The sequence below is a fragment of the Rhodococcus sp. Leaf247 genome, from assembly GCF_001426185.1.
Lineage (GTDB): Bacteria > Actinomycetota > Actinomycetes > Mycobacteriales > Mycobacteriaceae > Rhodococcoides.
Window position 1 is genome coordinate 435,422 of the sequence record NZ_LMRP01000004.1, and the last position, 12,883, is coordinate 448,304.

At 67.2% G+C, this 12,883-nt stretch carries 11 protein-coding genes and 1 pseudogene; 6 read left to right on the plus strand and 6 right to left on the minus strand.

Going from position 1 to position 12,883, the window contains the following annotated elements; translation table 11 throughout:
• Window positions 1-96: 96 nt before the first annotated feature.
• Window positions 97-861 carry an MBL fold metallo-hydrolase gene (locus ASG64_RS20040; protein ID WP_056075862.1) on the plus strand — a complete coding sequence of 255 codons (765 nt, stop codon included), beginning with the start codon at window positions 97-99 and terminating at the stop codon, window positions 859-861.
• 9 nt (window positions 862-870) lie between these two features.
• On the opposite strand, the gene ASG64_RS22130 is transcribed toward ASG64_RS20040, so the two are convergent.
• A complete protein-coding gene (locus tag ASG64_RS22130) occupies window positions 871-1,158 on the minus strand; it encodes a DUF3253 domain-containing protein (RefSeq protein ID WP_268793354.1) in 288 nt (95 codons plus the stop codon).
• A pseudogene (locus ASG64_RS22215) lies at window positions 1,141-1,392 on the minus strand (DUF2256 domain-containing protein); the annotation flags it as partial. The pseudogene ASG64_RS22215 and the gene ASG64_RS22130, both read right to left, overlap by 18 nt.
• On the opposite strand from ASG64_RS22215, the gene rarD reads away from it, so the two are divergent.
• Both rarD and dnaE read left to right on the plus strand, forming a co-directional pair.
• A complete protein-coding gene (gene rarD, locus ASG64_RS20050; RefSeq protein ID WP_442971169.1) occupies window positions 1,354-2,322 on the plus strand; it encodes an EamA family transporter RarD in 969 nt (322 codons plus the stop codon). The pseudogene ASG64_RS22215 and the gene rarD overlap by 39 nt on opposite strands.
• A gap of 75 nt (window positions 2,323-2,397) precedes the next feature.
• The gene (dnaE, locus tag ASG64_RS20055; protein WP_268793348.1) at window positions 2,398-5,931 is read left to right on the plus strand and encodes a DNA polymerase III subunit alpha; all 3,534 of its coding nucleotides are present in this window, start codon (window positions 2,398-2,400) and stop codon (window positions 5,929-5,931) included.
• Between the two features lie 7 nt (window positions 5,932-5,938).
• Here the strand turns inward: dnaE and ASG64_RS20060 are convergent, their stop codons facing one another.
• Window positions 5,939-6,556, minus strand: a complete 618-nt coding sequence (locus ASG64_RS20060; RefSeq protein WP_056075870.1) for a hypothetical protein — start codon at window positions 6,554-6,556, stop codon at window positions 5,939-5,941.
• Between the two features lie 234 nt (window positions 6,557-6,790).
• Window positions 6,791-7,021 (minus strand): hypothetical protein, encoded by a 231-nt coding sequence (locus tag ASG64_RS20065; protein ID WP_056075873.1) that lies wholly within the window; start codon window positions 7,019-7,021, stop codon window positions 6,791-6,793.
• Window positions 7,022-7,158: 137 nt separating this feature from the next.
• Between ASG64_RS20065 and ASG64_RS20070 the strand changes: the two genes are divergently transcribed.
• Both ASG64_RS20070 and ilvA read left to right on the plus strand, forming a co-directional pair.
• Window positions 7,159-7,593, plus strand: a complete 435-nt coding sequence (locus tag ASG64_RS20070) for a nitroreductase family deazaflavin-dependent oxidoreductase (protein WP_042576456.1) — start codon at window positions 7,159-7,161, stop codon at window positions 7,591-7,593.
• Window positions 7,594-7,631: 38 nt separating this feature from the next.
• Complete coding sequence (gene ilvA, locus ASG64_RS20075) at window positions 7,632-8,969, plus strand: threonine ammonia-lyase IlvA (RefSeq protein ID WP_056075877.1); 1,338 nt, start codon at window positions 7,632-7,634, stop codon at window positions 8,967-8,969.
• Here ilvA and ASG64_RS20080 read toward each other — a convergent pair.
• On the minus strand, window positions 8,957-9,493 hold the full coding sequence (locus ASG64_RS20080) for a TetR/AcrR family transcriptional regulator (RefSeq protein ID WP_042576458.1): 537 nt from the start codon (window positions 9,491-9,493) through the stop codon (window positions 8,957-8,959). The genes ilvA and ASG64_RS20080 overlap by 13 nt on opposite strands.
• A 170-nt stretch (window positions 9,494-9,663) precedes the next feature.
• Here ASG64_RS20080 and ASG64_RS20085 point away from each other — a divergent pair, with 170 nt between their 5' ends.
• Entirely contained in the window at window positions 9,664-11,139 is a 1,476-nt protein-coding gene (locus ASG64_RS20085; RefSeq protein WP_082518602.1) for an MFS transporter, read from the plus strand.
• Here the strand turns inward: ASG64_RS20085 and treZ are convergent.
• A complete protein-coding gene (gene treZ / locus ASG64_RS20090) occupies window positions 11,115-12,872 on the minus strand; it encodes a malto-oligosyltrehalose trehalohydrolase (RefSeq protein WP_082518529.1) in 1,758 nt (585 codons plus the stop codon). The two genes, ASG64_RS20085 and treZ, sit on opposite strands and share 25 nt — an antisense overlap.
• Window positions 12,873-12,883 lie beyond the last annotated feature (11 nt).

The following is a 12,883-nucleotide window of genomic DNA, read 5'->3' on the forward strand; positions in this document are numbered from 1 at the left end:
TACCGACTCGCGGGACCGTCTGTCGCCTCGGGCTTTTCGCACCGACGGTGATGAACGTCATGACACATCGCGTCGCACCGTCCATACTCGGCACTTGTGAGCAGCCTCGAAGTCACGACCGTCGCAGACGGCGTCCACGTAGCGTACGGTCCCGACGTCAACTGGACGCTCCTCGTGGACGGTGAGGACGTCACCCTCGTCGACTCCGGTTACCCCCGCTACGTCGGTGCCGTCCTGGAATCGCTCGCCCGGGTCGGACGCCGTCCGGAGGAGGTCCGCGCGATCCTCCTGACCCACGCCCACATCGATCACATCGGCGGCGCTGCCCACTTCGCGACCACCTACGGGACTCCGGTGCTGACCTCGGACACGGAGGCGCGCCACGCTCGGCGCGAGTACCTCGAGCAGGCGACGCCGCTCGACGTGGCGCGCAATGTCTGGCGACGCGGCGCGCTGCCCTGGACGTTCCGCATCCTCCGGGCGGGCGGGACCGAGTCGGGAGCGGTGCCCGACGCCGACGGTTTCGGGTCCGTCGTGGGGCCGGTTCCCGGCGGTCCGCTCGACCTGCCGGGTGGCCCGGTGCCGGTGGACACGGCCGGGCACACGTCGGGACACACGGCCTATTCCGTCCCGAGCGCCGGCGCCGTCCTCAGTGGCGACGCGGTGATCACCGGTCACGCCCTCAGCGCGCACGAGGGTCCGCAGATGCTTCCACCGCTGTTCGAGCACGATCGGCCGCGCGAGCTGGCCGCCCTGGACGCGTTCGCCGCCCTCGATGCCGACGTGCTGATTCCCGGCCACGGGCCTGTGCACCGCGGTTCCGTCGCCGACGCGGTGCGACGCGTACGTGCCGGCAGCTGAGGGCCGGGCTCAGCGCGTCCATCGAATCCTGATGGGACCCTTGGCCGTCGACGGGTCCACCACGGAACCCTTCTGCGTGATCTGGACTTCGCCGGCGGCCACGAGGCGTCGGGCGGCTCGGCGAACGGGTTCCATCAGGGGACGCCAGTCGTCGGGGGCCACCGCGCGTGCGACGTCGGACGGGCAGATCGAGGAGTCGCGAGCGCGCCCGTCGAGTGCGCGCCGGATGGCGTCCTCGAGACCGTCGTCGGCGCCGTCCGCACCGGTTCGGCGGCAGGAGTCGCTGCAGTACTTCACGGAGTCCCAGTCGCGCTCCCACTTCTTGCGCCACTCGATCCGGCGCCCGCACACCACACACGTCTTGTCCTCGCGTGATGTCGCGGCCTCGGCCGATCGCTTCCTGTGTGACACGCACTCGATTGTGCCCTTCCCCGTCGTCCGGGGGTCACGCCCCGCGTAGGGGGCGCAGGCAGCGGGGATAGCGTGAGCGGTGTGACGAGTTCCCGGTTCCGAGTCGGCGCACGACAACACGGCACTCCGCGCTCTGCCGGCAGCGTGGGCCTGCTCAGCGGGGTGGGCGCCTACGGCCTCTGGGGACTGTTCCCGGCGTTCTTCGGCGTGCTGTCGTTCGCAGGGCCGGTCGAGGTCCTCGCTCACCGGATCGTGTGGACACTGGTCCTGATGCTGGTGCTCCTCGCCGCGCTCGGACGACTGTCGACACTGCGAGGTCTGCCGGCGCGCACCTGGGGTGTGGTGGCGTTGTCGTCGGTCTTCATCTCGATCAACTGGGGCGTGTACATCTACGCCGTCTCCCAGGACCGAGTGGTCGAGGCCGCGTTGGGATACTTCATCAACCCTCTGGTCAGCGTCCTGCTCGGAGTCGTCGTGTTCCGGGAACGGCTGGGCCGTGCCCAGATCGCGGCTCTCGCACTGGCATTCGTGGCGGTGGTCGTGCTCACCGTGGACTACGGCCGACCGCCCGTGATCGCGCTGACGCTGGCGTTCTCCTTCGCTCTGTACGGAGTGATGAAGAAGGTGGTCCGGCTCGAACCCACCACGTCGCTGACCGCGGAGGGACTCGTCGGTGCACCGATCGCCCTGGTCTACCTGATCGTCCTGGGGGTCGGCGGGGGAGCGAGCGCGCTGTCCCTCGGGGTGCCGCACGCCCTGCTCCTGGTACTCGCCGGGCCCGTCACCGCACTGCCTCTCCTGCTGTTCGGAATGGCTGCGCAGAAGTTGCCGTTGGTCACCCTCGGCCTCCTGCAGTACCTGACACCGGGCCTGCAGCTCGCGTGGGGAGTGCTGGTGCTGAACGAGGACATGCCGGCGTCCCGGTGGATCGGATTCGCGCTGATCTGGTGCGCGTTGGTGATCTTCACCGTGGACTCCGTACGGCGTCTGCGGGCCCACCGGGTGGCGTCGGTGCCGGTCGAGGCGGCGTCCGCGGACACACCACGCTGAGTCCTCATCCGTCACAGTCGTCACAGGCGCGTGTGACGGCGTTGCGTGTCGGTCCGAAGCCTTAGAGTGGCTCCCGTGTCGGACTTCGTTCATCTCCACAATCACACCGAGTACTCCATGCTGGACGGGGCGGCGAAGATCGCGCCCATGTTCGCCGAGGCCCAGCGCCTCGGGATGAGCGCGGTCGGTATGACGGACCACGGCAACATGTACGGCGCCAGCGAGTTCTACAACGAGGCCAAGAAGGCCGGGATCAAGCCGATCATCGGCATCGAGGCGTACATCGCTCCGGAGTCCCGGTTCAACAAGAAGCGCGTGCTGTGGGGAGACCGCAGTCAGAAGTCGGACGACGTGTCCGGCAGCGGCGCGTACACCCACATGACGATGGTCGCGGAGAACGCGACCGGTCTGCGCAACCTGTTCAAGCTGTCGTCGCTGGCGTCCACCGAGGGTCAGCTAGGCAAGTGGGCCCGTATGGACGAGGAGATCATCGCCAATCACGCCCAGGGCATCATCGCCACCACGGGGTGCCCGTCCGGCGAGATCCAGACCCGTCTGCGTCTCGGCCACGATCGGGAGGCGCTCGAGGCGGCGGCGAAGTGGCAGGAGATCTGGGGCCCCGAGAACTTCTTCCTCGAATTGATGGACCACGGTCTGTCCATCGAGCGTCGTGTCCGTGAGGGTCTGCTGAACATCGGGCAGCAGCTGTCCATCCCTCCGCTGGCCACCAACGACTGCCACTACGTCACCAAGGACGCGTCGGTCAATCACGAAGCGCTGCTGTGCATCCAGACCGGCAAGACACTCTCGGACCCCACCCGCTTCAAGTTCGACGGCGACGGCTACTACCTCAAGTCGGCCGAGGAGATGCGCGCGCTCTGGGACGACGAGGTGCCCGGCGCGTGCGATTCGTCGCTGCTCATCGCCGAGCGCGTCCAGCCCTACGACGAGGTGTGGGAGCACCGCGACCGGATGCCGGTGTTCCCGGTCCCCGAGGGCTACACCCAGGGCACGTGGCTCCGCAAGGAAGTGATGGACGGTCTGCACCGCCGCTTCCCCGACGGTCCCACCGAGGAGTACCTCTCCCGCGCCGACTACGAGATCAGCGTCATCCTCGAGATGGGGTTCCCGGCCTACTTCCTCGTCGTCGGTGACCTGATCAACCACGCGAAGGACGTCGGTATCCGCGTCGGACCGGGTCGTGGATCCGCCGCCGGCTCGCTCGTGGCGTACGCGATGGGTATCACCAACATCGACCCGTTGCCGCACGGACTGCTCTTCGAGCGCTTCCTCAACCCCGAGCGCGTGTCGATGCCCGACATCGATATCGACTTCGACGATCGCCGCCGCGGCGAGATGGTCCGCTACGCCACCGAGAAGTGGGGCAGTGACCGTGTGGCACAGGTGATCACGTTCGGCACCATCAAGACCAAGGCCGCCATCAAGGACTCGGCCCGCGTGCAGTTCGGCCAGCCCGGCTTCGCCATCGCCGACCAGATCACCAAGGCGTTGCCGCCGCCCATCATGGCCAAGGACATCTCGGTCGCCGGTATCACCGACCCCGCGCACGAGCGGTACAAGGAGGCCACCGAGGTCCGCTCGCTCATCGACTCCAACCCGGATGTGGCGAAGATCTATCAGACGGCCAAGGGCCTCGAGGGTCTGATCCGTAACGCCGGCGTCCACGCCTGTGCCGTCATCATGTCCTCGGAGCCGCTCACCGATGCGATCCCGGTGTGGAAGCGTCCGCAGGACGGCGCCATCATCACCGGCTGGGACTACCCGTCGTGCGAGGCCATCGGCCTGCTGAAGATGGACTTCCTGGGGCTGCGCAACCTCACCGTCATCGGCGACGCCATCGACAACATCAAGGCGAACCGCGGGATCGACATCGATCTGGACGCGCTTCCGCTCGACGACCCCGCAACGTTCGAATTGCTTTCTCGCGGTGACACTCTCGGAGTGTTCCAGCTGGACGGCAGCGCCATGCGCGATCTGCTGCGCAAGATGCAGCCCACCGGCTTCGAGGACATCGTGGCCGTGCTGGCGCTGTATCGGCCCGGTCCGATGGGCATGAACTCGCACAACGACTACGCCGATCGCAAGAACGGCCGTCAAGAGGTCAAGCCCATCCACCCCGAACTCGAGGAGCCGCTGAAGGTCATCCTCGGCGAGACGTACGGCCTGGTGGTCTACCAGGAGCAGATCATGCAGCTCGCACAGAAGGTGGCGGGCTACTCGCTGGGCCAGGCCGACCTCCTGCGCCGCGCCATGGGTAAGAAGAAGCTCTCCGAGCTCGAGAAGGCCTACGCCGGGTTCCGGCAGGGCATGTTGGACAACGACTTCTCCGAAGCGGCCATCAAGGCGCTATGGGACACGGTCCTGCCCTTCGCCGGCTACGCGTTCAACAAGTCGCACTCCGCGGGCTACGGGCTGGTGTCCTACTGGACGGCGTACCTCAAGGCGAACTATCCCGCCGAATACATGGCCGGTCTGCTCACCAGCGTCGGTGACGACAAGGACAAGGCCGCCATTTATCTCGCCGACTGTCGCCGGCTGGGCATCACGGTGCTGCCGCCCGACGTCAACGAGTCCGAGCTCAACTTCGCCTCGGTGGGCACGGACATCCGTTTCGGTATGGGCGCCGTCCGCAACGTCGGCGCGAACGTGGTGGCCTCGATCATCGCGGCGCGCAAGGAGAAGGGGAAGTTCACCGACTTCTCCGACTACCTGGCCAAGATCGACGCCACAGCCTGCAACAAGAAGGTCACCGAGTCGCTGGTCAAGGCAGGTGGATTCGACTCCCTGGACCACCCGCGCAAGGGTCTGATGCTGATCCACGCCGACGCCATCGACGCGGTCCTCGGAACCAAGAAAGCCGAGGCCATCGGACAGTTCGACCTGTTCGGCGGCGTCGACGCCGACGAGTCCATCACGTCCGTGTTCAACGTCAAGATCCCCGCGGAGGAATGGGACAGCAAGCACCGTCTCGCGCTCGAGCGGGAGATGCTGGGCCTGTACGTGTCCGGGCACCCGTTGAACGGCGTCGAACACGTGCTGGCCGCGCAGTCCGACACCGCCATTCCCACGATTCTGGAAGGCAGCCTGAAGGACGGCACGCAGGTCACGGTGGGCGGCATCCTGGCGTCCGTCAACCGGCGCGTCAACAAGAACGGCCTCACCTGGGCCTCCGCTCAACTCGAGGACCTCACGGGCGGTATCGAGGTGCTGTTCTTCCCCCAGGCGTACTCGGTGTTCGGCGCGGACGTGGCCGAGGATGCCGTCGTGCTGGTCAAGGCCAGGGTGTCCGCGCGCGACGACCGGATCTCGTTGATCGCCAACGACATCGCGGTGCCCGACCTGTCGTCCGTCGGAGTTGCCAAACCAGTGGCCGTCAGCTTGCCGACGCGTCAGTGCACCGCGGACAAGGTGGGTGCCCTCAAGCGGGTGCTGGCCAGCCATCCCGGCACCACGGACGTGCACCTGCGACTCATCAGTGGCGATCGGGTCACCATGCTCAAGGTGGACGAGAAGCTCCGCGTCACACCGTCATCGGCGCTTATGGGCGATCTCAAGGCGTTGCTCGGACCCGGCTGCCTCGCCGTCTGATGCTGCCTCACCGCCTGACGACGGCCGACCGCTCCACGGCCGCCGCGAGGTAGACATCCGGGTCGACGCCGAAGGGATTGTCCCGCAAGCCCTCCGCGATGACGTCGCGGTAGCGGTCGGCCGGCACTCCGCGTTCTCGCACGTGGCTCGACGTCAGAGTCACGGCCGGGACGCCGTCGATGTCGTCCAGGCGTAGCGCCGCGTCGTACTTGCCGCGGTGGGGCTCGGTCGACGGCTCCACCGGGAGCAGCGCCCACGCCCCCGGCTGTGTGGGCAGGGAGGCGCGGACGTCGAGTGTCTGCTCCGTCTGTGCGTTCTCCACGGTCGCGATGTGGTCGAGGGCAGACCAGTCCAGGAGGTAGGCGCGGGCGATGCTGTCGGAGTCGGGGGAGGGTGTGAGCGAGAGGAACGCGGACGCTCCGGTCCACCGGGCCGAGACGCCGGCGAAGTACACCGCGTGCGGCACGGTGATCCACCGGCGCTCGCGCGGAGGCGACAGGGTCCGCGGGGCGGCGTGCGCACCGAATCTGCTGTGGTCCGCGGAGCCGCCCAGGTAGGCGTCGAGGCGTGCGGGCAGGGTGTTCGAGCCGTAGCCGACGTACCAGACCAGATCGTGACCGTTCACAGGAACGGACGGTACCGTCGGATAGTCAATCGAACTCGACCGAGAGGGACGATCCTATGATCACGAACTTCATCAACGCCGTGCTCGAACTCGTCGGTGGCATCGCCGCCGGAAGCAGCGGGCTCTACCTGGCCCCCGGTGTTCTGCCGTTCGGTTCCTGACATACGGCCGGACCACACGAACGCCGACGGGGCGCCCACACGATGTGGGCGCCCCGTCGGCGTGTGTACGTGGTCAGCGTCGGGTGCGGAACCGCTCGGTCGCGCCGAGGGCCCACCACAGCGTCACACCGACAGCGGCAGAGGTGAGGACGGCTGTCTGCATGGTGACAGTCAGGGCAAGGGCGGCGAAGACGAGGAGCGCGAGCACCAGGCTTTCGATCTTGTAGAGCGGCCAGTCGGTGCCGGCAACGTCCACCGTCCGGACGGGGAGAGCGCGAGTAGTTGTCAGGTCGACCGTGGTCATGCTGCCTCCCGAACGTCGATTTCCGTACACCCTGCGTTGGTTCGAAGGCTACACGTACTTCGAAGTTCGGGCCACCGAAACTCGCCGATCAGGCCCGTTCGGTTGCCGATCGAGGAGGTGCTGTGTGTACTGGTCTCATGCCATTACAAGGGGAGTACGAACCGAGTCCGTCCACCTGGGCAGCCGATCAGGCCGACCTGTACGAGAGCTCCGGTGGAACCGAGGGAACCGAGATGCGGGGGATGCCCGTCATCCTGCTCACGACGATCGGTAACAAGACGGGCAAGCTGCGGCGCACGCCGTTGATGCGAGTCGAGCACGACGGTGCGTACGCAGCCGTGGCCTCGCTCGGCGGCGCACCGAAGCACCCGGTCTGGTACTTCAACGTCCTCGCGAATCCGCATGTCGAGCTGCGCGACAAGACGGAGAAGTGGGACATGGTGGCCCGAGAGGTCCACGGCGAGGAAAAAGCGCTGTGGTGGGAACGCTCCGTGGCCGCGTACCCCGACTACGCCGATTATCAGGAGAAGACGGATCGCGAGATACCGGTCTTCGTCCTCGAGAGGGCCTGACGTCGGTGTCCGGCCGCTGACCGTGGCAGCATGACCGTGTGACCGAGACGACGACCCGTACCGACGCCGCTGCGCCGACCGCAGCCGACATCGACGCTGCGGCCGTCAGGTTGCGGGACATCGCCACTCTCACACCGCTCGAGTACTGCGACAGGCTGTCCGCGGTGACGGGTGCGAACGTCTATCTCAAGCGCGAGGACCTGCAGCGGGTCCGCTCGTACAAGCTGCGTGGCGCGTACAACCTCATGCTTCAGCTCACCGATGCCGAGCGCGCTGTCGGTGTGGTCGCTGCCAGTGCCGGTAACCATGCACAGGGAGTCGCGTTCGCGTGCCGCGCACTCGGCGTCCGCGGCCGCATCTACGTCCCCACCAACACCCCGAAGCAGAAGCGTGATCGCATCGCCTTCCACGGCGGCGACATGGTTCAGGTGATCAGCGTCGGATCGACGTTCGACGCCGCTGCCGCAGCCGCTCTCGAGGACGTCGCACGGTCCGGAGCCACCATCGTCCCGCCGTTCGACGACCCTCGGACGACGGCCGGCCAGGGAACCATCGCCGCCGAGATGCTCTCTCAGCTCGGCACCACCACTCCCGATCTCGTCGTCGTTCCTGTCGGAGGCGGCGGGTGCATGACGGGAGTGGCCGCATACCTGGCGGAACGTTCTCCGAGCACGTCGATCGTCGGAGCCGAACCCACCGGTGCAGCGTCGATGGCGGCGGCCCTGATGGCCGGTGGCCCCGTGACGCTTCCCGAGGTCGATCCCTTCGTCGACGGCGCGGCGGTCCGACGCGTCGGGAACCTGCCGTATCGCGTGATGGCAAGCCTCGGCACCACGGTCGCATCGCACTCCGCGCTTCCCATCAGGACCGGAACCGACGACGGCCGCGGCTCGGTGGTCGTGACGCAGGTCGACGAGGGCGCGATCTGCACGGCCATGCTCGACCTCTATCAGAGCGAGGGCATCATCGCCGAGCCGGCGGGAGCACTGTCGGTGGCCGCACTGTCGCACGTCGACATTCCTGCCGGGTCGACCGTGGTGTGCCTGATCTCGGGTGGGAACAACGATGTGTCCCGCTACGGCGAGATCCTCGAACGGTCGTTGGTCCACAAGGGTCTCAAGCATTACTTCCTCGTCGACTTCCCGCAGGAGCCGGGCGCGCTGAGGACGTTCCTCGACGTCGTGCTGGGCCCGGACGACGACGTCACGCTCTTCGAGTACGTCAAGCGGAACAACCGTGAGACCGGTGCCGCGCTCGTCGGCATCGAACTGGGATCCTCTGCGGATCTGTCGGCCCTGCTGGAGCGGATGGAAGACTCGCCGATGCACGTCGAGCACCTCGAACCGGGCTCGCCGGCGTACCGCTACCTGACGTAGTTCGTCCCGAGCAGTCGCTCGACGACGGCGCGGTGCAGGTCGGCATCCGTTTGGGGGAGGCCCAGCAGCGCGGCGAAATAGATCCCGTCGCCGACCAGTCGGACGATCTCCGCGTGGACCGGATCCTCGATCTCCCGTTGCAAGGCTCGGTCCCACATTCCCATGACTTCGATGACGGCCTGGTGGACTTCGCCGGGCCGCCCGTCCATGCTGCGCAGCGCAGCAAGCGTGGAGCGGTAGAGCGCTACTTCCTCGGCCGAGGTCGCGTCGGGCGGTTGGAGGTACCACTGCGCGAGTGAGGAGCCGGCCTTCTCGGCATCGACTCGCTGTGCGTCCGCGCGGTCACCGAGTCGTCGGACCATCGACGCCATCATCGCGTCCTTGCTCGGGAAGTGGTACAGCAAGCCACCTTTGGAGACGCCCGCCCGCGCGGCCACCGCTTCGAGGGTCGTCCTGTCCAGGCCTTCGTCGAGCAGCAGCGCCTCGAGGGCGTCCAGGATTCGGTCGCGCGTATCGGCTGCCATGACTAGGACTGTACCGGCTGGACGGTTGTTGCTACTCTGACGGAGTCCGACTGTACCGTCCGGACGGTAAACGAAAGAGGTGACCTGTGTCCGTGTCCGCGGCTGCGTCCGTGCAGCCGAATCCCGAAGAGTCCGCCGTACCCGCCACGAGGCGTGAATGGATCGGCCTGATGGTGCTCGCCGGAGCGGTGATGCTCATCGCCGTCGACGGCACCGTGCTCGACATCGCGCTCCCGTTCCTGAGTTCCGATCTGCGTCCCAGCAGTACCGAGCTGCTGTGGATCATCGACGTCTACTCCTTCGTGCTCGCGGGACTGCTGGTCACGATGGGCACGGTCGGTGACCGCATCGGCCGACGCAAGCTTCTGCTGATCGGCGCCGTCGGTTTCGGGTTGTCGTCGGTGGTGGCGGCATTCGCGGTCGATCCGGCGATGATGATCACGGCTCGTGTGCTTCAGGGGATCTCGGGCGCAACACTCATGCCGGCGACACTCGGCCTGATCCGGACCATGTTCCAGGTACGACGCGAGCGCACCCTGGCCATCGGCGTCTGGGGCGCGATGGCGGGCGGCGGCGCTGCCGCCGGACCGCTGGTCGGCGGGTACCTGCTCGAGCACTTCTGGTGGGGATCGGTCTTCCTGATCAACGTGCCGATCATGATCGCGCTCGTCGTGGTCGGGCCGTTCACGATCCCGGAATCCAAGGATCCGAACCCCGGACGATTCGATATTCCGAGCGCGGTCCTGTCGATTCTCGCGATCGTTCCCGTCGTGTACGCCGTCAAGGAGACCGCGGCCCACGGCCCGAACGCCGTGATGGTGCCGATCGCGCTGGTCGGGATACTCGCCGGCCTCGTCTTCGTCCGACGCCAACGGACACTGTCAGCACCGATGATCGACCTCACGCTGTTCGCCCAGCGCCGCTTCTCGACGGCCGTCGCCACGAACCTGCTGTCGGTGTTCGCTCTCGCCGGCGTGCTGTTCTTCGGGTCGCAGTACCTGCAATCGGTTCTCGGGGTGTCACCACTGGAGGCAGGCCTGGTGATGGTGCCGGGAACCGCCACCAGCATCCTGGCATCGCTGGCCGCGGCTCACCTGGTTCGACGGTGGGAGGCGGGCACCGTTCTCGCGGTCGGTCTCGCGACGTCCGCCGTAGGCGCGCTGCTGCTCACCCGACTCGGCCAGACCGACGGAATCGCTGTGTTCATGGCGTCGTTCGTTCTCGTCGGGGTCGGTGCGGGGTTGGCCCTGACGTTGACCTCGGACCTGGTCGTCGCGTCGGTGCCGCCGTCACGCGCCGGAGCGGCGTCGGCGGTGTCCGAGACGGCCTACGAACTGGGCATCGCGCTCGGTGTCGCACTTCTCGGATCCGTCGTCATGTCCGTGTTCCGCGGAGGCATCGACCTCGCCGCGCTGAACGGCTCGGATGCTGCCGGGGCGCAGGAGACCATCGGCGAGGCGGTGTCGATCGCGTCGACACTGCCCGCCGAGATCGGTGACGCGCTCGCGGCGTCGGCACGCGTGGCCTTCGTCGACGGCATGCACGTCGCGGCCGTTGCGACCGCCGTGGTCCTCGCCGGCAACGCGGTGCTCGTGGCACTCGCGTTGCGCGGCGGTGACGGTCAGGACAGGACGACGAAGGAGTGACCCGGGACCGTGGTCGCCGATCCGGTCGCGTTCGGCGTGGCCTCCTCCCACCACAGGAGCGGGGTGCCGCCGTACGGGACCGTGACCGGCGACTCGGACAGGTTGCACACGATGCGCAGTCCGGGTGACCGCTGGATCGCGATCCACCGCTCGTCCTCGTCGTAGTCGACGTGCAGATCGGTCAGCCACGGATCGGTGATCTCGATGCGGCTCGAGCGGAAGGCCAGCAGTGCCTTGTAGCACTCGAGGACCCGCGCGTGATCACCCTCGGCGATCTCCTCCCACTTCAACTTCGAGTCGGTGAACGTCGTGGGATCCTGCGGGTCGGGGATGTCCTCGCTGTTCCATCCGTGCGAGGCGAACTCCGCCTTGCGACCCTTCGCCGTCGCCTCGCCGAGTTCCGGTTCCGGGTGCGAGGTGAAGAACTGGAACGGTGTCGACGCGTCGAACTCCTCGCCCATGAACAGCATGGGAGTGAAGGGGGACAACAGGATCAGAGCGGCCTTGACCGCCAGCTGGCCCGGCGTCAGGTAGAAGCCCGGCCGGTCGCCGATCGCGCGGTTGCCCACCTGGTCGTGCGTCGTGGTGTACGCGACCAACGAACTCGCCGGCAGCAGACGTCGGTCGATCGGCCGCCCGTGCACCCGACCGCGGAACGTCGAGTAGGTACCCGCATGGAAGAAGCCCTGCGAGATCGTCGTCGCGAGGCACTGCATCGAACCGAAGTCGCCGAAATAGCCCTGCCGTTCGCCCGACACGGCGGCGTGGACCGCGTGATGCACGTCGTCGTCCCACTGCGCCGTCAGCCCGTAGCCGCCGCCCGCGCGAGCCGTGATCAGCGTGGGGTCGTTGAGATCGCTCTCGGCGATGAGGCTCAGCGGTCGACCGACGTGGGCCGACAGCGTCGCGGTCTCGACGGCCAGCTGTTCGAGAATGTGCGTCGCGGTGGTGTCCGCCAGCGCGTGCACCGCGTCGAGACGCAGTGCGTCGACATGGAAGTCGTCGAACCACCGCAGCGCGTTGTCGATGATGTAGCGGCGGACGGTGTCCGATCCGTCGCTCGCGACGTTGACCGTCTGTCCCCACGAATTGGCGCCGTCGGCCATGTACGGGCCGAACTTCTCCAGATAGTTTCCCGACGGTCCGAGATGGTTGTAGACCACGTCGAGCGTGACGGCCAGTCCTCGCGCGTGGCACGCATCGACGAAGCGCTGGAACGCTTCCGGGCCTCCGTACCCCTCGTGCACCGTGTACCAGAGGACACCGTCGTAACCCCAGTTGTGCGTACCGTTGAAACCGTTGACCGGCATCACCTCGACGAAGGTGACGCCCAGATCGACGAGGTAGTCCAGTCGCTCGATCGCGGAGTCGAAAGTTCCTGCAGTGGTGAAGGTTCCGATGTGCAGCTCGTACAGGACGCCGCCCGCCAGCGGACGACCCGTCCACGACTGATCGGACCATGCGTAGGACTCGGGGGAGTACAGCGCGGAGGCCTCGTGCACCCCGTCCGGCTGCCGGGGCGAGCGAGGATCGGGGATCACCGACTCGTCGTCGTCGAGGACGAAGCCGTATCGCGCGCCGTCGGCGGCAGCGGCCTCGGCGGTCCACCACCCGTTCGCCTCGGTCATCTCGTGCAGTCGACCGTCGAGGTGCAGTCGCACACGGTCCGGCGTGGGCGCCCAGACGGAGAACGTGTGAAGGGTCGACGCATCTGCCGAAGTGGAGGGGCTCATGCACGCATCCT